Source organism: Pseudoalteromonas sp. Cn5-37 (assembly GCF_021532495.1).
GTDB lineage: Bacteria > Pseudomonadota > Gammaproteobacteria > Enterobacterales > Alteromonadaceae > Pseudoalteromonas > Pseudoalteromonas simplex.
Window position 1 is genome coordinate 1,019,049 of record NZ_JAKGBA010000001.1, and the last position, 25,376, is coordinate 1,044,424.

Sequence of the window (25,376 nt, forward strand, 5' to 3'; positions counted from 1 at the left end):
ATAAATTTTCGTGATACAAAAAAAGCCACCTCGCAGTGGCTATTTAAAATAGACTTTAATTAAACACTAAATTGATGCCATGGGCCTGTTATAGCAAGTGTTTTTGAAGGTGAGTAAACGTTCACAAACAAAGTGCTACCATCTGGTGAAAAACAGGCACCTGCCAGCTCGGTTTGCGCCACTAAACGGGCAAAATTATAAACTTGGCCTTGGGGTGTCACACCACGAAGGTGATTATCAACCACATCAGTGTATTGGTCTTCACAAACAATTAAATGACCATTAGGTGACACAGTTAGGTTATCGCCAAAGTTGTAGAGAGTTTTGCTGGTACTTTCTACAAACAACGAGATTTTACCAGGCTGCTGTGCTTCTTTATCTGTGCCCTCAAATTCTGATGGCTGATATTTCATAACCTGACCAAGTTGTTTTTTACCACCATTGGTACAGCAAAAATAAAGCTCTTTATCACCCCAGTGAATACCTTCACCGCGAGCAAACAATGCTGCACCTTGTTTGTAGCCGCGTAGGCGTAGGTCGTCTTTCGGGCTTTCAGGGTTATCTAGATTGACCCACTCAACCTCAAGCTCTTGATGTAGCCCCATGGCTTTATTATTCCAGTTACGGCTATCGAATTGTGGCTTACCTTTTACCACCATCGCTTGTAATTGCCCGCCTTTATGCAGCTTGCCATATTCATTTGGAATAAAACGATAAAAGACGCTATCACCTTTATCTTCAGTTAAATAAACAATGCCCGTACGCGGATCAACGGCAGCCGCTTCGTGGTTAAATCGACCCATGGCTTTTAATGGCTCAGGTTTAATTAAGCCTTTGCTATTTGCGGGTACTTCAAAAATATAACCATGATCTTGGTTAAATCCATCGGCTTTAGTATCGGTGGTTTCTTCGCACGTAAGCCAGGTGCCCCATGGCGTAATACCGCCAGAACAGTTACGAATAGTGCCGACCAATGACAAGTACTCTTGCTCTTTTTGATGGGTTTTTAAGTTATAAATGATATGACTTGTGCCACCCGGTAACGCCACACCGTCACTGTTAGTATCAAAAGCCAGAGGTGTTTTATGATTGGCAATACTTGCTTCAGCTTTCGCTAAGTCTTTTGGTTTCAGCTCATGGTTTCGCACTAATGCAACACGGTCATTACCAAGCGCTAGACAGCCCATGCCATCAGCTTTGTCCGGTACTGTAAACCCATCAGACATTTTCTCACCTAGGCTTGAAACTACTTGATAACTAAAGCCCTCGGGTAAGTCGAGCAATTTATCTGGATCAGGAATTAACGGACCAAAGCCCACAGCCGTTGTTTTTAAATCACCTAACGACACTTTACCTATGGCACTTTTTGATAATCCTAAAAAGGCTAATGTGCCCGCCCCTACTAAAAATTCTCGACGTGAAACCATGCTAACTCCAAGCTAAAAACCAGCTTTATCATACAAATAAAAAAGGCATTATAAAGCAATGAAACAATAAAAAGTTACATTATCACAATATTCACGAAATTGTCATAAAGCACTACTCTTTGATGATTGCTAGTTGCTCATTAGGTAGCAGCACAATTAAGTAACCACGCAGCTCTAAGTTACAAAAATCAAATTCAAAACCGGCAATTTGTAAGTCACTAGCGCAATGAGTTAGCGGTATATAAGCTGTTGCTGTTGCTTCAGTTAATTCACTATTAGCAAGTTTATAGCTGTAGTTCGTATTGCCGATAAAACTAACCAGCCTAACCACAGGGTAATCACCACTATCTACAGCCTCAGTGCGTGCTAAAAAAGCCAGTTTCAGCGTTTCGCCATCCATATAAATGATCACATAATTAGCTATATCACTAACAACCCACTTTTGTAGATGAGCTTTTATTTCAGCATCATAAAAAGCTGCGAAGCCAACCTTTCCGACCACAGAACGCTTAAAGTTAAGCTTTTCAAAACCACCGTAGCCATCGATTGATTGTTGGAAGTTCTGCTCCTTATAAATTGCGCTTGTTGGTGTGTTGTTTCGTAGGTTCATCATATAAAAATCAACCGGGTACTCGCTAAAGTTATAAACATAATAGTCACTTTCATAGACACCTTGGTATAAATCGTCTTCGTCAAACACTTCCTCTTCAGCGCTATTGCAACCAGTTAGTAAGAGTAAAATGCATAATCTCAGTAGATAATTCATTGCTCATCCCTTTTTCTAAAAACGATAATTTATAGTTGCAGTGAATTGCTGCTTGGCAGTTTCTCCCACGAGCGGGCTTTTTTTGATAGTTGAGTCAAGTTGCTCATACCGAAAGCTCGTAAAAACAGACCACTGCTCATTAAAAACATAAGTCAGGTTTAGCGAGGTAAATGGGTTAAGGGCTGCACTTGGCTGATATTCATATCTGCCAAACTCAGGGGCGATATTGCCATTAGCTATGCCATACAGGTATTGAGTGTATTTTTTATCTTGCCAATAAAAACCGAGATCAGCACTTAGCTGTAACCCTAATCCTTGGCCATAAATCGGTAGGTTATAGCGGGCAAGAAACGTAAGTCCATCGGAGTGATTCGAAATATCTTGCGCTAAACGAACAAAAAGCTGTTTATACTGCAGCTGAGTTCTGAAAGTTAGCTCACCTTTGCCGTCTTTATAGTCAGTGAAAACCTCATCATCCGACAACTCATCACTAAAGATTAAACTGCTATCGTAGGTTTCATCTCGGAGACTAAGCCCCATTGACGCTTCAAATTCTGCGCCTTGTAAAAAGGCATATTGCACTAAGCCATATTTAGGCCCTATGCGCCAGTTGCCTTTTCGGGCGTTGAAGTATGGCAAGACCATGGTTTGAATATCGTGATCTCGCCATGCTGTATCAATAGCCAATTGTGCAGCACCGACCTCCATTTGCCATTGCTGTGATTGCTCATCGGCCTTGGCATCATCAACAAATAATGCTGCTAAACAATAAGTTGCAATCAACAGATAAGAAAAAAGACTATTTCGCAGAAATTCATGTTTGGTCATGATAATGTCCCTATATTGGTGTTTTAATGCAGTTTAACGCCTCACCATTAGGACTGACTTGCTGCAAATGTCACATATTTAATCGTGACATTTGTCATATACATAAACGAATAATTGCGGATTAAACTAAGCGTATGAACAAACTCTTGCAAACGTTGATACATCGAAGCGATTTTATACTCTCAGCAATCACCTGGGGGTTTGTGTTTATTTATACTCTGCACGCTTGGTCGCAAAGAGCAGAGTCGGCGCAGCTAAGTTTTAGTACAATAAATACGTTTTTGATCAGTGTGTTATTTATAAGCTTTTTTGCTTTTTTAATTTATTTTGAGTTTTTCAGATCACGATTTAAGCACTATCAAACCCGTATTTTGAACTTCACTATCGCTAATGTTGTGCTATTGATGTGGCTATTTAATATTGGCTTTGTTGCAATTCTATTGATCATCTTCTTAGTTAAATTCAGCGATTACGAGCCAAACAAAGCCAGCCTCTATTTACTCATTTGCCTGCCCTTTTTGATGGCGCTGACGCTTCACTATGGCTTTGATAAGCAATTTGTATTGCTCAACGGGTTGGCTTTCACTTTATACAATAGCTTTGCCTATCGCTTTGCTACTCGGCTTATTTCTGAGCGTAAAGCCAAAGAACAAGCAGCCCATTTATTACGTGAATTAAAAGCAACTCAAGCGCTTTTAAACGATACCGCAACTCGCGATGAACGTATTCGTATTGCCAGAGATTTACATGATACCCTTGGCCACCACCTTACAGGACTCAGTATTCACTTAGAAGTCGCCAATCACTGTGCTAATCATGAAGCACCAAAACACATAACTAAAGCACAGCAAATTACCCGCTTGTTATTAAATGATGTGCGTGACTCTGTCTCGTCAATGCGAGAAAACCAAACCATTGATTTACATGCATCGCTTAATTCACTGTGCAGCCATGTTACAGGCTTAAATGTCACACTCAATTACGATGAAAATATAAAAATAAGTGATACGTTATTGGCACAAACGTTATTTCATACTGTGCAAGAAGCGATTACGAATTGTATTAAACACAGTGATGCGACCGAGCTGTCGGTAAGCTTAGACCTCCAAGCTGATTCAGTGCGTCTCACTATTTATGATAACGGCGGCGAAATGCCCAAGCTGAACTTAGGCAATGGCTTAACAGGCATGCAAGAGCGCTTAGCTTTAGTGCGAGGGGCAATCGAGTTTGAACAAAATAATAATGGGTTTGCGATTGCTGCAACGTTACCTCATAAACTTAATCCACATACTTTGGCGTAAAAAATGATTAGGGTATTACTCGTTGATGACCAAACATTATTAAGAGAAGGCTTAAAAAGCTTACTCGCCCTTAAAGCAAGTATTCAAGTCGTGGCTGAGGCTGACAATGGCCAAACGGCTCTTGAGATGCTCAAGCAACATTCTATTGATGTTGTACTCCTTGATATTCGCATGCCTATTCTAGACGGTATTGGCGTACTGAAAAGTATGCAAGCACAACAGCTGAGGCAACCAGTACTGGTACTCACGACCTTTGATGATAGTGAACAAGTGCTAGAATGTATTCGCTATGGCGCTAAGGGTTATGCGTTAAAAGATATTAATTTAGAGCGCTTGGTCAGCGCCATCGAAACACTTGCTAAAGGTGGCTCAGCGCTAGCTCCTGCGATCACCGAGCGAATTTTGAATAAGCCCACTAAAACAACCGATACTTCTTTAGCAACTCCTGATAAATTAAGTAAAAGCGAGCTTAGAGTGCTCAATTTAATCGCTGCAGGCTATTCAAATAGTGAAATCGCCGAGGCACTTTATAAGTCTGAAGGGACTATCCGTAATCAAGTGTCTTTTATTCTCAGAAAGCTAGATGTACGTGATAGAACCCGTGCAGCATTAAAAGCAATTGATCTAGGTTTGATATAATTACAAATCATTTTTAATCTCATTAAGCTTTTATCATACAAGTAAATCGCTTAAACTAAGGCTTAAATTATTTTTAAGAAGCAACCGCTATGTTCCTAAAATCAAAAACATTTATTGTATTCTCATTGGCGCTTTTAAGCTTTAGCCAGCACGCCTTTAGCTTACAGTTTGGCAATCAAGTCGACAGTGACAAACTCATTAAAATTTCGACTGTTATGGCCTCACCAGACGATTACCTTGCAAGTCCAATTACCGTGGAAGGGACTATCACTGGGGTTTGCGAAAAACGTGGTTGCTGGATGACGCTCGCATCAGACAAACGCTTTGAAAACTTACGTATCAAAGTTGAAGATGGCGACATGGTATTCCCGATGACGGCTAAAGGCAGTAAAGCTATCGTAACTGGTAAGCTCGATAAAATTCAGCTTAGCCTTGGCCGCACTAAAGCGTTACTTGCTCACAAAGCGCAGCAAGCCGGCGAAAGCTTTGATGCAAATTCAGTGACTGAAGCAATGGCTATTTATCAGCTCGTACCGAGCGGAGTTGAAATCATTGAGTAATAAATCAAGTATCAACTGGTTTAAGTTAAACAGAAACTTACACCGCGATATTGGTTATTTTTGTGTTGGTTTAGTGATTATCTTTGCGGTTTCTGGCATTGCAGTGAACCACAAAGATGATTGGAACCCAAACTACAAAGTAAGCCACCAGCAAATCAGTGTGAGCGATGAAACTTGGCAATTAGATAATGACGAGTTGCTGATTGAACAAATTATCTCTCATGCTGATGTAAGCGAGCCGGTAAAGGCCTCTTATTGGGTGTCGCCGCAAGAGTTTAAGGTGTTTTTAAAAAACGGTAACAATCTCAGCCTTAAACTTAATAAAGATATCATAAGCTATGAAGCCATTGAGCCTCGTCATGTATTTCAAGCATTTAACCGTTTACACTTGAACGAGACAAACGAATCGTGGGTTATTTTTTCTGATATTTTTGCAGGGCTGCTGCTGTTTTTAGCGATCAGCGGCTTGTTTATGATCAAAGGTAAAAATAGCCCATGGGGCAGCCGCTCAGTTTTAGTCATTGGCGGTATGCTGCTCCCCGCTGCTTATGTGTTTTTATAAACTAAAGTTCCCTGTTGCCATTCTCGCTAAGAGCGATGGCAACTTTTTTAATTAATTTAATACTCACCAAATTTGTAACACAGTCTTTCTTAAAATAACTATTCGCAGAACCCTCCCTTTGCTTACGCATTTTATAGCAGCTCAAAGTGTGTTTACTTAGCTCTTAAAACCTCTCACCTACCTATTATTGTTTTTTTAAATGATGGCTTTATTGCTTTTATTTGTGAGCATTTTCATCGAAAAAGCAAAAAATGCTGTCAAACAGAACCTGAAAAAGGGACTAACTTAGTCATAATTTATGACTAAATGGCAATTATTTATTACTAGATAAATTTAAAAACAAAACACTTTCAACTTATTAAAGGTAATTAAATTGTAAAGTAAATTAATGATTTATTATTATTGATATTGATAATCACTATCATTACGATCCCGATTCAAATTAACCAAGAAGGAATTGAGTCGTGAATCAATTAGCCCCCGTGCTTAATGCTCATTCATCAATAAACGTTGATGAACAGCCCCATGCGTTTATTTTTAACGAAAATAATTTACTCAAATATGAGATGGCTTCAATGCAAACAATGTCGCTCATCCATCAAGCGCTGCGTTCTGCAAAACAAGTTCATTCTGGCGTCTGCCACAAAGAGCTCAGTAAACAAATAGCCAGAGTAGAACTAAATCAACCTCTCAATAACGTTGAGCAAGCGCTAAATGAAGTAAAATCGTTGTATTTAGATCATGCTGTCTATTTTCATCATCCAAAGTATGTTGCCCATCTAAACTGCCCCGTTGCTTACCCTGCGGTGATAGCCGAACAGTTATTAACTGCTATAAATTCTTCGTTAGACACCTGGGACCAAAGTGCTGGCGGGACGCTCATTGAGCAAAAGATAATTGACTGGAGTATCGAACGCATTGGCTTAAGTGCTACTGCCGATGGCATATTCACAAGTGGCGGCAGTCAATCTAATTTAATGGCATTGTTACTTGCTAGAGACCATGCAGCAGAGCGCTTATCAGGGCACCTTATTCGCGATTTTGGTTTAGGTCCAGATGCTCATCGCTACCGTATTTTTTGCTCTGAAGTCAGCCATTTTAGTATTCAAAAGTCAGCCGCTTTACTGGGCCTTGGCTATAACGCGGTTGTTCCGGTTACAGTTGATAAAGAGTTTAAAATGGACCTAGCCGCACTAGATGCAGCGATTGATGAATGTAAAGCACAAGGCAATATTCCGATAGCACTTGTTGCCACCGCAGGCACAACTGACTTTGGTTCAATAGACCCTATCGATAAGCTAAAAACGCGGTGCAAAGCTGATAATTTATGGCTTCATGTCGATGCCGCTTATGGCTGTGGACTACTTGCCGCTGATGATCACCGTCACTTACTCAATGGCATTGAACTGGCTGACTCGGTGACGTTAGATTACCACAAATCATTCTTACAACCTGTCAGCAGCAGTGCATTTATTGTTGCTGATAAAAAACAATTTAAACATTTAACTCATCATGCTGATTATTTAAATCCGTTTAACGACAACCCACAAGCAGCGCCAAACCTTGTTGATAAAAGCATTCAAACTACTCGCCGTTTTGATGCCTTAAAACTTTGGCTAACTTTACGCATTATGGGCCACGAACAGATTGGCAAAGTGTTTTCTTCTGTTATGGCATTAGCCCGTAGTAGTTATGTGGCGCTCAAACAAGACCCTGAATTTGAGCTAATTCACCAACCTGAACTGAGCACTTTAGTGTTTCGCTTTAAGGATAAAAACCTCTGTGATGAGCAATTAAACCTGCTTAATTATCAAATTAAAGATGAGCTATTCAAACAAGGTGAGTGTGCCATTGCTCGCACCAAATTTAGAGGTATCAACTACTTAAAGTTCACGCTACTTAATCCAAACACACAGATTGAAGACATTAAAAGTATTGCAGCTGATATTAAAGCCTGCGCCTACAGCATCAAGGCACGCCTAAAAGTTGAGGAAACTAGTCATGAATAAAGTATACGATTTAATTGCCGTGGGCCTTGGTCCGTTTAACCTCAGTTTGGCATGTTTAGCTGAGCCAATTGAAAAACTTGATTCGTTATTTTTAGAACAACGTGATGAATTTAATTGGCACCCAGGGCTGATGCTCGATGGCGTTACATTACAAACACCGTTTATGTCTGATTTAGTTACATTGGCAGATCCAACCAATCCATACAGCTTTTTAAACTATGCGAAACAACAAGGTAAGCTGTATCAGTTTTATATTCGAGAAAGTTTCTTTTTACTGCGCGAGCAATACAACCAGTATTGCCAGTGGGCAGCAAGCCAATTAAGTAACATACAATTTGGTCATAAAGTCATTCATAGCCAGTTTGATCACACTAAGCAGCTCTATGTACTCACTGTCGAATCTGCAAAGCAAACTAAAACGCTTTATTGTCGTCACTTGGTACTGGGCACAGGTCCCTCACCTTATTACCCACCCGCTGTTCAGGCAGAAGATACACAGCTCTGCCATGCCACTGAATATCTGTATAAACGGGATGAATTAGTAAATAGCAAGAGCATTACTGTAATTGGCTCAGGGCAAAGTGCTGCTGAAGTATTTTATGATTTGTTGTGTGACATTAAACAGCATAACTACCAACTCAATTGGGTAACGCGAGCGCCGCGTTTCTTTCCTCTTGAGTACACGAAACTCACGCTTGAAATGACTTCTCCTGAGTATGTTGATTACTTTTATAACCTAGAACAGGCCACCAAACAGGAGTTACTAGCCAAGCAACGTAATTTATACAAAGGCATCAACTCAGAGTTAATTAATCAGATTTATGATCAGCTCTATCAACTTGATATTCAAGGGGTAAACCGCGCAAGGTTATTGACCAACAGCGAGCTCATTAAAAAACAAGGCAGTAAACTAGTTTTTAGACACAGTGAACAGCAGGCTGAATTTAGCTTACATAGTAATCACGTCATCATGGCTACGGGCTTTAGTTATCAGCTACCCGATTTTCTAAGTGGCTTAATGAGCGAGATAAATTGGCTAGATAACGGGTGCTTTGCTGTTGAGCGGAATTACAGTATCGACAAGCTACAACGGCTGTTTGTACAAAATGCTGAGCTGCACAGTCATGGTTTTGTAACGCCAGATCTGGGCATGGCCTGCTATCGAAACAGCCATATTTTGCGCTCAATTTTAGGTTATGCCCCCTACCCTGTTGAAACACAAATTGCCTTTCAAGAGTTTGGTTTACCCGATGTTGTCAACGAAAAACAGAAGCAAATAGCATGAAACAACCCGCATTAAAATCAAGCTTGGTGCTGCTGACGATTATATCTGTTGTTTGCGACACCATGATTTTGCCCTTTTACCCGCAGTTTTTTAGTGCCCAATTTGGTTTGCAATCAAGTAATCACATTGGTGCCTATATCGCTGTTTGCTGCATCACTGTGATGTGTGCTTTTCCTGTATGGGCGAAAATAGCGCAGCACGTGCACGAGCTGTATTTATGGGTGATCACCCAAATAATGGCTGGGCTATTGGGTGTTGCGTGCTTTTACAGCGAAAACGTTTGGAGCTTTTGGCTGTTATCACAGCTGATGCTGGTATTTAAAGCAAGTTACCTGCTTATTTACCCCTTTGTTCTAAGTATCGAAGAAAAACAACAGCACCTCGGTGTCGTTGCTTTATTTAGCGTGCTTTTACACTTTGGCGGTATTGGCGGTGCTTTATTAGGTGGCTTGATCATTCAAAGTATTGAGCCGCGCTTTTTATATTTAGTAATGGCTGCGGGCGACTGCTTACAGGTTATGCTCTGCTTGTATTTAATTTACTTATTAAAAGTAAGCTACAAGCCAAGGGAATTAACCGCATCATCAGTAAAACGGCAGCGTTTCCCTGGCTACATTATTCGCTTAGGGGTTATATCTATGGGCGTGTACTTCAGCATGTTCTTAGCAACGCCATACTTTACGCTACTTTGGCAACAAGTAAGTGATTTCAGCAATGCACTGTTAGCTGGCGCTGTGTTTGCTATCCCTGCTTGGGTTGCACTTGTCATTTTGATTGCAACCAGAAACAAACCTGCAACCAATCAACACAGTAAGACAATCGCCTATGCACTTATGTTAAGCAGTATAGGCCTATTTATACAACTTAGCTCACACTGGCAATGGCTTGTGCTCGGCCGTGTTGTATTTGCTATTGGGCTATTTTTACTGACCGTGCGTCTGCAAGTCATGTTGTTTGCAATGAGCGAACCACGCTTTTACTCAAGCGACTTTGCCAAGCTTCATTTTATGCAAAATATCGGCGTCATCTGCGCCTCATTTTTAGCGGGAGATTTAGTCTCTCGCTTTGAACTAAACACCCCATTACTGACGGGCTCTGTTGGCTTTGCCATCACTTTATGTTTGTTTTATCTGCTTTTTTTACGCAACAAACATACCTCAACAGACCCTATTCACAGTTATTAATTTTTAAGAGAACACGACTATGAAAAATATTACTGAAACTCATATTAAGCACGCTTTGCTTGGTGATGTAAAAATCAGAACATTAAACCCTGAACACGATCTAACGACGATTACCCCTTGGCTTAAACATCCCCAAGCTCAATTTTGGGGAGCAATGGAACATTCTCCCGAAGAGATTTTAGATTTTTATACAACACTTAATAAAGATGAGGCTCAACAAGCCTATTTGCTTGAAATAAACCAAACACCGATTGCTTTAATTGAGATTTACAAACCACACATACTAAAACTTGAGAACCACCTAGCGCTTAAAAACGGCGATTTAGGCATGCATATTTTACTCGCTCCAAAGCAGTTCTCTGTGGCAGGGTTTAGTCTTGCTGTTATGCAGTCGGTGTTAGAGTTTATGTTTAATACCCTCTCATGTGAGCGAGTGATTGTGGAACCAGATGTAGCCAATCATAAAATTCATCGCCTTAACTTAAAGGCAGGTTTCAGCCATCATAAAGTTATTAAATTAGGTCAGAAAACTGCATTACTAGGTAGTTTAGAAAAAGATCATTTTAATTACTTACAGCATCTTTCGTCTCGCTTCGACACTTCACAGCAAGGTCCCGCAGTGCAACAAGCAACGCCATCTTGCAGTACCTCACATCTAGACCAACAAGCGTGGCAATACGCAAACCGTTTACTGATTGCCAAAATGCTCAGTGAGTTTTATCACGAACGACTATTTAGCTACGACAGTGAAAAACCAAACCATTACGTGTTGCATACCATGGGTGGGCAAAGCTATCAGTTTAAAGGTGAATCAATGCTGCTTAATCACCTACAAGTTGAGCCAAATAGCATTACTAAAATGGCGCTTAACCACAGCCAGCCATTAGACGCTATCGCGTTTGTACTTGAGTGTAATGACAAGTTAAACATAGACAAATCAATGCTTGGCACCTATCTCGAAGAACTCGCGAGCACACTCAGTGGCTTTACATTTAAATTTAAAAATAATCGCTATAGCGCTCAGCAATTAGCAGACGCAGATTTTCAAGTGATCGAAACCCAAATGACCATGGGTCACCCAAGCTTTATTGCCAACAATGGCCGGATTGGTTTTAACTCACAAGATTTTCACCAATATACGCCAGAAGCCGCAAACCCATTTCAAATTATATGGCTTGCCTGTCACAAACAGCACACCACCTTTAAAAGTACCGATGATTATAAATACGAGAGCTTGATTGCCGATGAGCTTGATTTAGCTGAGCGTTTACGCTTTGAAAAAGCACTAACTGAGCAAGGTTTAAAGCCAAGTGACTATCTGTTATTTCCTATGCACCCATGGCAATGGTTTAACAAATTAGTCCATGTTTATAGCTATCACATCTCGCAAAAACATATTGTCTGTTTAGGCTACTCACAAGATAGTTATTTACCGCAGCAATCAATTCGTACCCTGTATAACATCAGCAAACCGCACAAATGCTATGTTAAAACCGCCTTATCGATTTTAAATATGGGCTTTATGCGGGGCTTATCGAGCGCCTATATGAAAGTAACTCCGGCAATAAATCAATGGTTGTTCGACTTAGTAAACCAAGATAGCTATTTAAAATCTCTGAAGTTTCAACCTTTAAGAGAAGTCGCAACCCTTGGCTTTGATGAGCAGTATTACACTCATCCAGCGCTTGGCGATAATCCTTATAAGAAAATGATGGCGGCTCTTTGGCGTGAAAATCCAGCTCAATACATGGACGAGAATGAAAGCCTTGCCACTATGGCAAGTCTGCTTCATATCGATAGCGAAGGCCGTTCATTTGTAAGCGCTAAAATTGCCAAGTCGGGGCTAAGTGCTGATAAGTGGCTAGCCCACTACTTACAGGCTTATATGACACCATTGCTACATTGTTTTTACCAGTATGATTTAGTCTTTATGCCACATGGTGAAAATCTCATCGTTCGATTTAACAATCATGTTCCGGTAGGCGTATTCATTAAAGACATTGGTGAAGAAATTGCCTTATTAAATAGTAATATCGAGCTGAATGATGAAATAAAGCGGATTAAGGTAACCATTCCAGAAGGCGTTGCCGTGTTATCTATTTTTACTGATATTTTCGATTGCTTCTTCCGCTACCTTTCGGCAATTTTAGTAACTGATGGCCTTTTGACCGAACAACAGTTTTGGCAAGCCGTCGCCGATACAATTGTTCAGTATCAGGCGAGTCATCCCGCACTTAAAGACAAGTTTGCTGAACATGATTTATTTGCTGAGTCATTCCCATTGTCGTGCTTAAACCGCTTACAGCTGCGTAACAATCAACAAATGGTTGATATTACCGACCCAGCTTCAAGCTTGCAGTATGCAGGTGATTTACAAAACCCATTGGCGCAATATGCACTTGCAAACACAACAGCATAATAAGCTTGAGTTAGCCTTACGTCAGCAGTGCTCACTGCTGACGTTCTTAACTCCAACAATCGATGAACAATGGTTTAGCAGTCAATGTTTAACTAGCAAGCAATTAACCGATTTAGCTAACGCTATAAAATTAAGGGGAGCAAATGTTACTGAGGGATATGTCGCAATCAATCTCTACTTACAACTGAACTGGCAAGTTATTTACTTATTAGTAGCCTGTGTAGAGCAGCTTGGTTGCATTCCTGATCTGGTCAATATTAAGCAGCGGGTAACAGGCTCACATATTTATGGTTTGGCTAATTTAAATATCATGGCTCAACAAGACTCTTTTAATAATGCAGATTTGATTGAACTGGCAGCCAATCATTTATTTGACCACCAGCAAGCTTGGTATAATAACTTGCCATTGCAATACAGGCTAAATAAAGGATTATTAAAACGTTTACAAAGTGATACTTTCCACGCAGCGTTAATCGCTTGCTGGCCAGACAAATCGATAAAATTTATAGCAAAGCGTTTTCAACCATGGCAAAAGCTATGTGGTAAACATCGCTTTAGTGATCAAAACAATAAGCTGACATTTATGCGTAAAACCTGCTGCTTACACTACCAACTTGTAACCACTGATTATTGCGCTAACTGTCCGTTAAACAAAAAAGGCACTAGCGCTTGCTAATGCCTTTTTCCAAACGTTTTCTATATAAAGGCTCTAAACCTATTTACTAAGCGCGTTCATCCTTCGGCGATTCCATCACTACATGAGTTGTAATGGTTCGTACTTGTGGGATTGAGCCAAGTACATCAGCATGAAATGCTTTATAGGACTTGAGATCCGCCGTCTCAACTCTCAACAAATATTCAAACGAGCCAGTTACATTGTGGCACTCTTTTACTTCATCAATAAACTCAAGAGCGTGTTCGAATGCTCGCTGAGAGACGGTTGAGTGCTCATTTAAACCAACCCCAACATAAGCGATAAACCCAAGGCCAACAGCCTGATTATTAATAACCGCCCGATACCCCGCAATAACCCCAAGCTTTTCTAGCTCTTGCACTCTACGAAGGCATGCCGATGGCGATAAACCCACTTTATCTGCCAGCTCGGCATTGGCAATTCGGCCATTGCGTTTAAGCTCATGCAATATTCTGTCGTTAATTTTATCTTTTTTCATTTTTGATTGTGAACTTTAAATATACACAACAACATTAAGCGCAAAAATTGCGCGCATTACAACTTATAATTGCATCTAAATTCAAATGGAGAGATAGCGATGAGTTTTGAAATTTTATCAGCCTTGGCATTATTTGCTTTGGTGTCATCAATTACCCCAGGGCCAAATAACTTAATGTTGATGAGCTCAGGTGCTAACTTTGGCTTTAAAAGAACCACACCACACTTACTTGGCGTAACGTTTGGCTTTATGTTGATGTTAGTTTTGGTGGGCCTTGGCATCATGCAGCTATTTGACTTGTTTCCACCAAGCTACTTGATATTAAAGGTATTTTGCATTGCTTACTTGCTCTATCTGGCGTTTAAAATTGCCACAAGTAACGCACAACAAAAAGCCAGTAGTGAAAGTAAGCCGTTTACTTTTATTCAGGCTGCACTATTTCAATGGGTGAACCCAAAAGCGTGGGCAATGGCATTAAGCGCGGTTAGTTTATATGCCCCAGATAAAAACCTCACCTCAGTGTTAATCGTAAGCCTCGTATTTGGTTTAATTAACCTGCCTTGTGTCAGCTCGTGGACTCTACTTGGCGAAAAGCTACAACACTGGCTTGCCAGCCCAAAGCGCTTAAAAGCATTTAACTACCTAATGGCAATACTGTTAATCGCTTCAGTGATGTTTAGTTTGTTTTAAATAATTATTAAGATTGAAATACCAATTCACTTGATTAAGTGAATTGGCTTGGATCTAAACTACATAAATTCAAACTGCTCAACAGTTGCGAGCTTTAATTTGTCTATGTCTTTTTTGGCCGCTTTACAATGACGACGTAACTTTGAAGGAACATCTTTATCTGCAACAAGGCTTTTTAGCATAGCTTGATAACGCATCGTTTGTGCATTGGCAATAATTTTACAATAGTACGCGACACCATCTAGCATACGCCCATCGACAGTATATTTATTTTGCCAGAGCTTATTCGCTAATGCGTCTAGGTATTGCTCTTTATAAACACCGATATTATAAAATTTCTTACCAAGGATTTGAGTTTCGGTACCATCAGCTTGGTTCACTACATCAACAAACTGATAATGCTCTTGGCTATTAACATTATAAGTTAACTTTGAGTAAAACTGCCCATCTGCAGGTGACTTAACCATTTGAACACTGCCAAGATCTGTGAAATGAAATATTTGTATTTCAGGCTTGTTATTAAAAAAGCCTTTTTCAATATAACGAATATGATCAGGCTCACCTAACTTCTTAATAATAGCTTCTGCGCTTAGCCCCTGCTCAAGAAAAAACAATGGGTTATCAAATGACTCTGTTGTGATAGCAACCTGCTTTTTAATAGTCGCTTGCGTTTTTGGCGGCTCGGGAAGTACAACTTTACCCTTAACTAATTTGGCGATTACAGCTGTACTCTTATCAGGATCACCTTTTAAAACAACAGCATCAGATACTTGCTCACCAGCGCTATTTACAAGCCAAACAGACGAAAAGTCACTACTCAAATATCCCTTTACTAGATAGCTTTGTCCTGCTTCTGGAATAAAAGATACATCACCTGTAACAATGTAATTCGTTCCTGAATTAAACATATAGTTAATAGGTGCGGCATGATGGACCTGCGCTACTAGTGTTAGTGTCATTTCCTCTGCTGGTACTTTTCGACTAAACCCCACTGGTGACAGAACCATACCTTGTCCATAAGTAGCTTGGTTTGTTGCCCTAATAGCGTTATTGACATCTTTACCATTCACTTTACTCAAGTAAAAGAACCGTCCTGTACTAGTTGCCATGGTTCTGAAGGTGTCATCTATAGTTGCTGTTTCGCCCTGATATCCTTGAGGAACAGGGTTATAAGTTGTCATACAAGCAGATAAAGTTGATACAAAGAATAAAATAGCAAAGATTTGTATTAATTTTTTCATATTTTTAAATTCTATATTTAATAGTAAATTCTAAATTAAAATGCTTAAGCTATGTGCATAGTGAGGCTTTAAGCATATTAAATACAAACAGAGGCATGATTCTATTTTTCTTAAAGAAAACGTGAGGGACTTACTTAAAAGTGGCACAAGTTGAAACATCCATGTTTTGCGCAACGTACTTTATCAGCTTTCAGCTGCTTGTTCACTAAAACCGTATAATCTAATTAACAACTCTAACCGTAATGAATTGAAGACTATTTTTCACACGGCACTAAAAAGTCAACATGGTAATGCTCATCATGTCGCACCCAGGATGTTTTAGTCGAAAACTGAATATGCTCTTTTAAATAGTCGGCATACTTGGTTTTATAAAGCCCAGCTTGCAGGCTTGGGTCAAAGATCACGCGCCAAAGATCGTAACCTTTTGCTGTTGCCGATTTATGTAGCTCAACAATATGAGCTGCTAAAGCGGTGTAATCAACCTTAAACTGTTCAAACCAGCCTTGTTTATCAAATTCAATATCGTAGCCAAAACGATTAAATACATGAGTTGGCAAATGAACTGATTGCCCCTTTTCGTTGATAACAGGTGTCATAAAATCAACCGACAAACCATTTTGATGGGTTTTATGCGGGCTAAATTTCCCGCCATTTTCTAAGCCCGTTTCAGCGTATTTGTATCGTTTATCAGGATGGGATTTCTGGAGCGCTTGGTAGGTATCAACAATGATGTTTTTTACCTGCGAATGAACATACGTACGCCCTGCCAGCTCTGCCATTTTGCTGTAACTGGTAAAGTTATCACCCTTGCTGGGTAGTTTTACTGCATTACGCACATAGGCAGTCGTTCCACCACAGACGCTATTAGCCAAAACCGATCCAGAGCAAAATAATAAGGCTAAAACTAAACATGTTTTCATTGCAGTAGCTTCTTTAAAAATTTAAAGCTTAGTGACCTGTGAATGAACAAAAAGTGAAAACTCTGTCTAGGTTTCAATAAGTTAGCTAATTTGATGGAAAAAAGTTAAAATTTTTTGGAATAAACCTTTCGCCCACTCGTTACCTCTATGTCAATTCGCAAAAAAGAGGACGAGACAATGACAAACTTCAAACAATCACTTATCGCAATCTGTGTCGTAACTGCAACAGGCTTTTCAGCGGCTTCATCAGCAGCTGACGTGCAACTATCAGTAGCATCTGAGCAGCAAACAGCAAATAATAGTCAAGTTTCGACTGATTCAAACCAAGCAACGTCGAATACGACACTGATACAATCAACTCAAGTGTCGGGCTCGGCAACAACACAAAATTCATCAGCTGGTGTGAATACTGAAAGCTCAAATAGCGGACAAGCAAATAATCAAACAACGCTTGAAAACGATGAGCAGCAGCCTGCGGAAACTATGCCCGAGCTTGGTTTAACAAACTCAGTATCAAGCGCTTCTCAAGCAGCCAATACCGTAGCGCTAGCAGGTGAGTCAATGCTGTCAACTGCGACAACTGCTGTTAGTAATGTGGCCGTCGCGAACACAAATTCGAACACAACTAACGCAATGCAAAATCAATTGACTCAGCAAACAGATGTATTAGCGTCTTTAGAGCCTAGTGAGCTAAGCTCTGCTGGTCTAAGTCAAGCCTCGCAAATCACTAATGACCTGCAATCATCACTGATTAGTAATGTACAACAAGCTGCAATGAGCTCTGTACAAAGTAGTGTTGAGCAAACCATTTCATCAACTGTTAGCAACAGCGTCAATCAACAAGTTGCTGAGCAAGTATCCGCAGCGACGACTACCGAAGTCGTTAATAACATTCAAAACAGCTTGAACTTAGGCCTTTAACCAATAGCGTGCCGGGTTATCCCCCGGCGCTCCTTTAGGAGATTATTATGCGTACAATTAATAAGCTCATCACCTTAAGTGCGTTAACCACAAGCATTCAAGTATTTGCTTCGGATGCAACTTTTCATGCTGATGCACAAATTGGCTTAACGACTAACTCCGATTTAGCCATTAAAGAGTTAGATGATATTTCTTCACAAAGTGATACGGGTTCAATACTTAAAGCTGGCGTTAGCGCTGAGTTACATGCAACTGACAACCTTAAGTTCACACCAAGTTATCGATACGAGCAAACCAATTATAATCAGCTTGACCAGTACGACTTGGCATTGCATCAATACAGCCTTGATTCTAGCTATAGCCTTTCTGGTACTGATGTAGGTATTCGTTATGACGGCGCTTTAGCAAAAGTAGCAAAAGAAACATTTTTAACCTTGGATCAAGCAAGTTTGTATGTGGGCCACTACTTTAATCCAACAACCTATCTGCGTACTGCAATTAGGGCATCAGATAAACAATTCGCCACACAGTCAATGCGCGATGCAAAAGGGTTAGGGCTTGATTCGAACCTGTATTACTTTATTAATCAGGGTAAAACGATGCTGCTTTTAGGCGCTAGTTTAGATAAAGAAAATGCTGATTCAGAGCAATTTAACTTTAAAAGTTGGGGCTTAAATACAGGCATCACTCATCGTTTTAAAGCGTTTGATATAAGCAATAAAGCAGGATTAAGCTGGCGCTATCAAGATAAAAACTACCAAGAAGTTATCAACCAACCACTTACACAAAGCGAGCCATCTCGGGATGAAAGTCGCAGTGTAGTCAGCGCATTTTGGCAGCTTTCTGTTTTTGACTCTTTGCAAATTGTTACTGAAGCAGAGTACGGCGATTATCAATCTAAGCTGGCAGCAAACACCTATACCCAAAGTATTGCTTCGCTGTCATTAAAAGCCAGCTTTTAATCGATTACGCCATGTCCAAACACCGCATCTTTGCCTACTTCACCTAAATCATTCGCTTGTTGCTGTAACGCCTGGTAAATATTTTTAGGAGAAGCATTTGGCTTTGCCGCTAAACATGCAGCCGCCGCTGAAATACGCGGCGCGGCAATAGAGGTTCCAGATTCCCGACCAAGATCCCCTCCAGCTTTTAACGTCATGACATTGACGCCTAATGCCGCAAAATCAATATAACCACCTCTGTTTGACCAGCGATAAATTCGGTTTTGACTATCCAGTGCCGTGACAGCAATGACATGTTGGTATGCCGCAGGATAAAGTGGCAGCGCAGCAGGTCCTTCATTGCCTGCAGCCGCCACTAAAGTTACTTGTTTAGCCGCTGTGGCATTAATTGCTGCCGCTAAAATAGCGTTGTCGGGCCCTGTAAAACTCATATTGATAACAGGCACCTCGTTAGCAACCAACCAATTAAGTGCTTCAACTATTGCTGCTAATGTCGCCCCTTGTGAAAAATCAGACTGCTGATAAAACACCGCCGCGCTGTATAATGTTGCCTCAGATAATAACGGCATGAGCTGCCCATACTTACCTACCAAAACGCCAGCAACCGCAGTGCCGTGCAAATCGGGTGAAACTAAGTCATTTGCAAGAAATGACTGCATTTTTATCTGTGTGTTACTAAATCCCGGATGAGTCGTATCTATCGCACTATCAATCATGCCAATTTTTACAGACCAGTCACACATTGCTGTAAGCTTTGATGAAGACGCATCTTGCTGAGAACCATTTTGCGCTTGATAAATATGATTTCTGTCCAATAACGCTGCATCATCGAGTGAAAGTAAACGTTGCAAATGCGCTTTTGAATCGTAATTGGTCGGGACAACAAACCGCACTAATGACAAACCCAATGACGTGTATTGTTTAGTGACGATAATTTGCGCGCCAATTTGCAACAGTTTTGCCTGATGCTGTTCATTCGCAAGCATTATCCATTGCCTTTCAACTGCACGAAAACCATGCTCAACATCGACTTCAACAAATGCAGGAGCCTGTAACTGATTGAGTATCTCTAGCCTTTTAGGTAGCGAGGTCACAATGGCTGTTGCGTCGTCGATTAACTCATGTTTGCGTATGCTTTCTACTTGGCTGGTTATGCGCGGTTCAAGTTGATTAATAACAGGATCTACCTGTTCTATCACACCATTTATTGGCTCAATAATCGCTGCTGATAGCGTACTTGAAGTAAACAGCAAACTACTTAAAATGACTGATTTCAATTTCATGTTACAGTGACTTCTCATTTAGTTAGGTACTACTATAACGTTTCAGTGAAAGAAAAATTGCATTTATTGGGAATAAAACTTTTTCTTGCTCGTTATAGTAGTGTGAGTTGGCTGAATCATTGATGAGTTATTTCATTAATCGGCCCTTGCCCTAACCAATAAGGGAAACTATGACAAATACAGTAACCAGTTTATTACCAGCGCTGCGACGTTTTGCATTTTCGCTTACCGGCAATCAAGCAGATGCCGATGATATTGTACAAATGACCATCGAGAAACTTTTACAAAAAGGCATGCCCGATGATATTGAACCACTAAAATGGGCTTTCAAGATCTGTCGCAATGTTTGGATCGACGAATACCGCTCGCAAAAAGTGCGCTTAAAGGCAGTTCAAAATACAGAACTTCAAGAACCCATCTGTGACGATGAACAAGAGAGTTTCGCAACCAAAGAGACTTTGCAGCGGGTAAATAACGCTTTAACAACCTTGCCAGATGAACAACGCGCTATTGTATCCCTCGTGGCAGTGCAAGGTATGGCTTACAAAGATGTTGCGCACACCCTCGAAATACCTGTTGGCACCGTGATGAGTAAATTGTCACGAGCCAGAGCTGCACTTTATCAATTAATTAAGCCTGATTTCACTAAGGAAAACGCATGAAGATTGATGACCAAACACTCAGTGCTTTTTTAGACAATGAATTACCAGCAAACGAAATGGACGCAATACGTAATGCAATTGCTGAAGATGAGCAACTCGCTTTACGCCTAGCTGAACTATCTGAAGTTGACATGCTCGTTAAACAACACGCAGCACAGATTGATGCAATGCCCTTGTCTGATGAACTTGCACAAACAATCGAGCAACATAATAAAGAGAATGTCGTTTCGCTATCTAAATGGCAGCAAATTAAACTAGCTGGTCGCAAACAAATGGCCGTTGCAGCAAGTATTGCGGTGCTTTTTACAGTCGCTATTGCTAGCTTTGTTCAACAACAAGGTTTGGAACAACCCATTGCCAACGCATTAGATCAACAACTGAGTGGCGACAACACACTATTAGATACAAACAGAAGCCTAACTGCACAGCTTAGCTTTGTTAATACTAATGGCGATTTTTGCCGCCAATACACGCTGTATTCTAAAACTACCCAGCAAACACATATTGCTTGTAAACAACAAGGAATTTGGCAGCTTCATGCATCGAGCGAGCAACGCGCAATTTCAAGCCAAAGCTATCGCTTAGCAAGTAAAACACCTGCGCTTGATAGTTACATCGACGAGCACATTCAAGGCCAACCGTTAGATCGTAACGCCGAACAACAAGCGCTAACTAACCATTGGCAATAAGCGAGACAATCATGAAACACGTATTATTAGCTTATTTTGCCATTGTATTAATTGGCTGCACCAGCAGCCAACATTCGAATGATAAAAACATTCCTGGCCTAACAACTAAGCAGCTTGCGGATAATCAATATATCCTTCAATACGAGACTCGTCACGGTTCAAAGCGCTCAGCGCTTGAGCAAAGTATGCTGCAAGCCGCCAACATTACGATAGACACCGGTTATGACTGGTTTCTCGTTGCCGAGCAGGCAGTTGATGTTGAACGCGCCAAGCCCACTAACAAACCACGTTTTGAGCAAAGAGCACACTGCGGTTTATTAACCTGCACAAGTCAAACTTCGCCAGCACTGCATGAGTCAACGTTATTAGAGCGCACAATCGTCATACAATTAACAATCATTTTAGGAAAAGGCATAAAACCAAGTGAAAAAGCGCATGATGCTTATACGCTAATTGAACAAGCTAATAATTCATAAAATTAATATTTAAAGGTAAAAATTATCCTCATTACATCTTTTTGCCTACGGCTGAACTGCATAAGTAATTACACCGTTAATCACTAATACTTTGATCTCACTTAAGTGAAATTAACTAGATAAGCGCTAAACTTACCGCAACTTGATTAATTGTAAGGATGTAGCCATGACACACCTAGTTAGTGATTTAATGACGCCAGACCCATTTGCTATTAGCGCGCAAAATACCCTGCATGATGCTCATAATCTAATGAAAGAGAAAAATGTTCGTCATATCCCTGTGATCAATGAGCATGGTGGTTTGGTTGGCATGTTAACGCAAAAAATCATGATTGCTCAGGTAATGAATATCATGGCTAATTACAGTGCCAGCGCCCTCGAACGCAAGGAAAAGCAAACTAATGTGGTTGATATTATGGCTACCGATTTTACCAGTATCTCGCCAGAGCAACCGCTACACGAAGTTGCTAAGTTTTTTGTTGAGAACCGTCATGGCTGCATGCCTGTGGTTGATAAAGATAACAACCTAGTGGGCATTCTAACCTCATCTGATTTTGTTCGTTTAGCGGCGGCTTTACTTTCTTAAGTCGTAAATTAGTATCTGCACACTGAATTTTTTACAGAAGGTGTGCAGAGTTTTCATACTTCTTCTTAACTAGTATCACCCTCCCTCAAGACTTAAATAAAATTAATCTATTAAATTCAGAGCCTTATAATTTAAAAGTTATTAGGCACAACGCTTGCTTCTGTGTAATTACACATGCTTTTTAGATTAAAAGCGAAAGGAAATTTACAGATAATCTCGGAGGAGTAATGAGTAATTCATCATCAAAAATCGCAGAATTTACAGCACCGGGTGTTAAAGACCAAGCTGCAGCGGACACGATTGCTATTCTAGACCAACGCATGGTCGCTTTAATCGATTTACACCTCACTTTAAAACACATTCATTGGAATGTTGTTGGTCCTAATTTTATTGGTGTACACGAAATGCTTGACCCACAAGTAAGCGCAGTGCAAGAGATGACTGACACGATTGCAGAGCGTATTGCAACCATGGGCGGCGTACCTGTTGGCACACCTCAATCAATTGTAGAACGCCGTACTTGGCAAGATTATTCAATTGGTAAAGGCTTAGTTACTGACCACCTAACAGCGCTTGATAAAGTGTATAACGGTGTTAATAAAGACCACCGTGCAGCTATCGATAAGCTTGGTGAGCTAGACCCAGTTTCTGAAGATATGATCACTGGCCAACTGGCTGATTTAGAACAATTCCAATGGTTTGTTCGTGCACATATCGAATCGTCTACCGGCGAATTGAAAGGTTAAACCCCCTAGGTCTATCCGAAGACCCTTTGCCCAGCATTTGCTGGGCTTTTTTATGCTTTGTTACAACCAACCTTTATGTTTAAAGAACAAGTAAGGTGCAAAGCCAGACAGCAACATAATGCCAATTGCAAACGGGTAACCCCATGCCCATTGCAGTTCAGGCATACTGTTAAAATTCATCCCATAAATACTGGCGACAACGGTTGGAGGTAAAAACACCACTGAGGCGATAGAGAAGGTTTTGATAATTTGGTTTTGTTCGATGTTAATAAAACCCTGAGTCGAGTCCATTAAGAAATTCACCTTATCAAACAAAAATGTACAGTGAGACATAAGGGTATCAATATCGAGCACAATTTCACGTAGTGATTCGCGGTCTTCTGTCGGCGCTCCTAGGTGGCGCAGTAAAAACGAAATATTCCGGCGCGTATCCATCAAACATAAACGCACCTTACCGTTATTATCTTCAAGGCGAGAAATTCGGCTAACGGCTTCTTCTAAGTCAGAGTCATCCTCTTCAAGTACATAGGCACTGAGTTTTTCTAACTGATGATGCATGTCTTCAAGCATATCAGCGTGGTTTTCGACTTTTTGGTCAAATAAAGTCACCAAAAGTTGCTTTGGATTATCACACGCCACTTGCCCTTTCCGAGCACGTAGTCGTAATAGACGAAAATCGGCTAGTTCATCATCGCGGATTGTCAGCAAACAGTTGTCTTGTAACAAACAAGCTACGGTTACCGTGTTAAAGCGCCCTTCGTTTGGTGACATGAAAAGCGCATGCACATGCAAGCCTTCATGGTCGATAAAACAACGGGAAGAGGCCTCGATTTCTTCAACATCATCAGCGCCGGGTAAGGTGATATTAAGGGTGCTTGCCAGCGCTTGTCGTTCTTCTTCAGTCGGATTTATAGTATCAATCCAATGGGCATTCTTAATAGCGGTTGCAAGAGGCATATCAGCAGCTGGCTCTGTTTCTGTGATCACACCTTGGTCTATAGAAAAAAATCGTAACATGCGCCCTACTTAAAAAATAAAATTATTTAAAGAATTTAGATGTTTCAAAGACAAACAATATATCAGTGTTTTTATGGAGCAAGCCATTAAAATAGCTTGGCAAATGCAAGCTGGTTTCGCCCAGATGATTTAGCACTATACAGTGCATTATCAGCTCTTTTCATTAACGATATTAAGTTTTCTTTATGAGGACGGTCCCAATCAGCTACCCCTAAACTAACTGTAATCTTTAGCGGTTGCTCAGCGTAATTAATTGTCATCTTTGCGACAGTTTTACGGAGCAATTCTAGCTTCTGTTTTGCCTCTACCACTCGCGTGTTTACCAAAATTAGAGCAAACTCTTCGCCCCCTAAACGACCTAGTAAATCCTCTTGCCTTAAAGTTTTCTTGACTAGGTTTGCAAAACTTACCAATACCTCATCTCCAGCAGCATGACCGTATGTATCATTAATTTTTTTGAAGTGATCTAAGTCTAAATAAGCAAATACAACTGGTTGATTATTACTTTGACACATTTGCAATAGTTCATTCCCTTGAGCTAGAAACTCTCGACGAGATAGCAATCCTGTTAAATGATCATACATTGCTAGTTTTCGATGTGTTTCCTCTAATTTTTGAACTTTAATCATCAAACCACTAATAGACCATGAAACGATTGGTGCAGTAACTGCAGGAACAATTGTCGCTATAATAAAAATGACAGGCATCATTTCTGTCCCTGTAGCAAGAAGAGTCAAGAAAGTAATCAGTAAAGAAATTGCAATACTAATCACAGTAATAAAAAGCATCCTAAGCCAACGGCTTTTTTCTCTTTCTCGATAATCCATTAAAGTTCGTTCTGTTTCATAAAAACGCCTCATGCAAGCCTCCCGCCCTCAAAGTGATAGATGATCGAGTATAATCTAAATTTCATCCAACAAGACTAGCACAAAGAGTTGAACTACGAAGTTACCCCCCCAAACACATATTGATTGTGATAACTATTTTCATTTGCATTTAATTAATTATAATAGGGCTACTATCATTCAAGT

26 protein-coding genes are annotated in these 25,376 nt (G+C 40.4%); 17 read left to right on the forward strand and 9 right to left on the reverse strand.

Going from position 1 to position 25,376, the window contains the following annotated elements; genetic code table 11:
• Positions 1–59: 59 nt before the first annotated feature.
• The 3 genes from L1266_RS04580 to L1266_RS04590 all read right to left on the reverse strand — a co-directional run bounded on the left by L1266_RS04580 (position 60) and on the right by L1266_RS04590 (position 3,021).
• Positions 60–1,427: an alkaline phosphatase PhoX gene (locus L1266_RS04580; RefSeq protein WP_194442746.1), complete on the reverse strand. Its 1,368-nt coding sequence runs from the start codon at positions 1,425–1,427 to the stop codon at positions 60–62.
• Positions 1,428–1,539: 112 nt separating this feature from the next.
• The gene (locus tag L1266_RS04585; protein ID WP_235376972.1) at positions 1,540–2,193 is read right to left on the reverse strand and encodes a hypothetical protein; all 654 of its coding nucleotides are present in this window, start codon (positions 2,191–2,193) and stop codon (positions 1,540–1,542) included.
• A 15-nt stretch (positions 2,194–2,208) separates the two neighbouring features.
• Positions 2,209–3,021: a MipA/OmpV family protein gene (locus L1266_RS04590; protein ID WP_187489952.1), complete on the reverse strand. Its 813-nt coding sequence runs from the start codon at positions 3,019–3,021 to the stop codon at positions 2,209–2,211.
• A gap of 404 nt (positions 3,022–3,425) precedes the next feature.
• Between L1266_RS04590 and L1266_RS04595 the strand changes: the two genes are divergently transcribed.
• The 9 genes from L1266_RS04595 to L1266_RS04635 all read left to right on the forward strand — a co-directional run bounded on the left by L1266_RS04595 (position 3,426) and on the right by L1266_RS04635 (position 13,656).
• Complete coding sequence (locus tag L1266_RS04595) at positions 3,426–4,322, forward strand: sensor histidine kinase (RefSeq protein ID WP_235376973.1); 897 nt, start codon at positions 3,426–3,428, stop codon at positions 4,320–4,322.
• A 3-nt stretch (positions 4,323–4,325) separates the two neighbouring features.
• Entirely contained in the window at positions 4,326–4,961 is a 636-nt protein-coding gene (locus L1266_RS04600; RefSeq protein ID WP_054551862.1) for a response regulator, read from the forward strand.
• An 89-nt stretch (positions 4,962–5,050) separates the two neighbouring features.
• Positions 5,051–5,521 (forward strand): DUF4920 domain-containing protein, encoded by a 471-nt coding sequence (locus L1266_RS04605; RefSeq protein WP_138619679.1) that lies wholly within the window; start codon positions 5,051–5,053, stop codon positions 5,519–5,521.
• A complete protein-coding gene (locus tag L1266_RS04610) occupies positions 5,514–6,083 on the forward strand; it encodes a PepSY-associated TM helix domain-containing protein (protein WP_054551864.1) in 570 nt (189 codons plus the stop codon). The genes L1266_RS04605 and L1266_RS04610 overlap by 8 nt, the downstream gene beginning before the upstream one ends.
• 464 nt (positions 6,084–6,547) lie before the next feature.
• Positions 6,548–8,092, forward strand: a complete 1,545-nt coding sequence (locus tag L1266_RS04615; RefSeq protein ID WP_054551865.1) for a pyridoxal phosphate-dependent decarboxylase family protein — start codon at positions 6,548–6,550, stop codon at positions 8,090–8,092.
• On the forward strand, positions 8,085–9,377 hold the full coding sequence (locus L1266_RS04620; RefSeq protein ID WP_054551866.1) for a lysine N(6)-hydroxylase/L-ornithine N(5)-oxygenase family protein: 1,293 nt from the start codon (positions 8,085–8,087) through the stop codon (positions 9,375–9,377). The genes L1266_RS04615 and L1266_RS04620 overlap by 8 nt, the downstream gene beginning before the upstream one ends.
• The gene (locus tag L1266_RS04625; RefSeq protein ID WP_235376974.1) at positions 9,374–10,561 is read left to right on the forward strand and encodes an MFS transporter; all 1,188 of its coding nucleotides are present in this window, start codon (positions 9,374–9,376) and stop codon (positions 10,559–10,561) included. The genes L1266_RS04620 and L1266_RS04625 overlap by 4 nt, the downstream gene beginning before the upstream one ends.
• 19 nt (positions 10,562–10,580) lie before the next feature.
• Positions 10,581–12,980 carry a GNAT family N-acetyltransferase gene (locus L1266_RS04630; protein ID WP_054551868.1) on the forward strand — a complete coding sequence of 800 codons (2,400 nt, stop codon included), beginning with the start codon at positions 10,581–10,583 and terminating at the stop codon, positions 12,978–12,980.
• A complete protein-coding gene (locus L1266_RS04635; RefSeq protein ID WP_235376975.1) occupies positions 12,955–13,656 on the forward strand; it encodes a (2Fe-2S)-binding protein in 702 nt (233 codons plus the stop codon). The genes L1266_RS04630 and L1266_RS04635 overlap by 26 nt, the downstream gene beginning before the upstream one ends.
• A gap of 46 nt (positions 13,657–13,702) precedes the next feature.
• Here L1266_RS04635 and L1266_RS04640 read toward each other — a convergent pair whose 3' ends face one another.
• Entirely contained in the window at positions 13,703–14,152 is a 450-nt protein-coding gene (locus L1266_RS04640; protein WP_054551870.1) for an Lrp/AsnC family transcriptional regulator, read from the reverse strand.
• A 99-nt stretch (positions 14,153–14,251) separates the two neighbouring features.
• On the opposite strand from L1266_RS04640, the gene L1266_RS04645 reads away from it, so the two are divergent.
• On the forward strand, positions 14,252–14,842 hold the full coding sequence (locus tag L1266_RS04645) for a LysE family translocator (protein ID WP_235376976.1): 591 nt from the start codon (positions 14,252–14,254) through the stop codon (positions 14,840–14,842).
• 59 nt (positions 14,843–14,901) lie between these two features.
• Here L1266_RS04645 and L1266_RS04650 read toward each other — a convergent pair whose 3' ends face one another.
• Complete coding sequence (locus L1266_RS04650; RefSeq protein WP_054551872.1) at positions 14,902–16,083, reverse strand: hypothetical protein; 1,182 nt, start codon at positions 16,081–16,083, stop codon at positions 14,902–14,904.
• Between the two features lie 254 nt (positions 16,084–16,337).
• Positions 16,338–17,003, reverse strand: a complete 666-nt coding sequence (locus tag L1266_RS04655) for a penicillin-insensitive murein endopeptidase (protein ID WP_235376977.1) — start codon at positions 17,001–17,003, stop codon at positions 16,338–16,340.
• Between the two features lie 177 nt (positions 17,004–17,180).
• On the opposite strand from L1266_RS04655, the gene L1266_RS04660 reads away from it, so the two are divergent.
• Together L1266_RS04660 and L1266_RS04665 are read left to right on the forward strand one after the other, a co-directional pair.
• Positions 17,181–17,924, forward strand: a complete 744-nt coding sequence (locus L1266_RS04660) for a hypothetical protein (protein WP_138599894.1) — start codon at positions 17,181–17,183, stop codon at positions 17,922–17,924.
• 47 nt (positions 17,925–17,971) lie between these two features.
• Positions 17,972–18,886 (forward strand): hypothetical protein, encoded by a 915-nt coding sequence (locus L1266_RS04665; protein ID WP_235372868.1) that lies wholly within the window; start codon positions 17,972–17,974, stop codon positions 18,884–18,886.
• Here L1266_RS04665 and L1266_RS04670 read toward each other — a convergent pair.
• Positions 18,883–20,169 carry a S8 family serine peptidase gene (locus L1266_RS04670; protein ID WP_235376978.1) on the reverse strand — a complete coding sequence of 429 codons (1,287 nt, stop codon included), beginning with the start codon at positions 20,167–20,169 and terminating at the stop codon, positions 18,883–18,885. The genes L1266_RS04665 and L1266_RS04670 overlap by 4 nt on opposite strands.
• 170 nt (positions 20,170–20,339) lie before the next feature.
• On the opposite strand from L1266_RS04670, the gene L1266_RS04675 reads away from it, so the two are divergent.
• From L1266_RS04675 to dps, 5 genes are all read left to right on the forward strand, one after another.
• A complete protein-coding gene (locus tag L1266_RS04675; RefSeq protein WP_235376979.1) occupies positions 20,340–20,831 on the forward strand; it encodes an RNA polymerase sigma factor in 492 nt (163 codons plus the stop codon).
• Positions 20,828–21,520 (forward strand): hypothetical protein, encoded by a 693-nt coding sequence (locus L1266_RS04680; protein WP_054551884.1) that lies wholly within the window; start codon positions 20,828–20,830, stop codon positions 21,518–21,520. Before L1266_RS04675 ends, L1266_RS04680 begins: the two co-directional genes overlap by 4 nt.
• 11 nt (positions 21,521–21,531) lie before the next feature.
• Positions 21,532–21,996, forward strand: a complete 465-nt coding sequence (locus L1266_RS04685) for a CC0125/CC1285 family lipoprotein (protein ID WP_235376980.1) — start codon at positions 21,532–21,534, stop codon at positions 21,994–21,996.
• A 166-nt stretch (positions 21,997–22,162) separates the two neighbouring features.
• A complete protein-coding gene (locus tag L1266_RS04690) occupies positions 22,163–22,582 on the forward strand; it encodes a CBS domain-containing protein (RefSeq protein WP_235376981.1) in 420 nt (139 codons plus the stop codon).
• 227 nt (positions 22,583–22,809) lie between these two features.
• The gene (gene dps / locus L1266_RS04695; RefSeq protein ID WP_054551887.1) at positions 22,810–23,328 is read left to right on the forward strand and encodes a DNA starvation/stationary phase protection protein Dps; all 519 of its coding nucleotides are present in this window, start codon (positions 22,810–22,812) and stop codon (positions 23,326–23,328) included.
• A 60-nt stretch (positions 23,329–23,388) separates the two neighbouring features.
• Here dps and corA read toward each other — a convergent pair whose 3' ends face one another.
• Positions 23,389–24,345, reverse strand: coding sequence for a magnesium/cobalt transporter CorA (gene corA / locus L1266_RS04700; protein ID WP_054551888.1), 957 nt, complete (start codon positions 24,343–24,345; stop codon positions 23,389–23,391).
• A gap of 86 nt (positions 24,346–24,431) precedes the next feature.
• The gene (locus L1266_RS04705; RefSeq protein WP_235376982.1) at positions 24,432–25,205 is read right to left on the reverse strand and encodes a GGDEF domain-containing protein; all 774 of its coding nucleotides are present in this window, start codon (positions 25,203–25,205) and stop codon (positions 24,432–24,434) included.
• Positions 25,206–25,376: the final 171 nt, after the last annotated feature.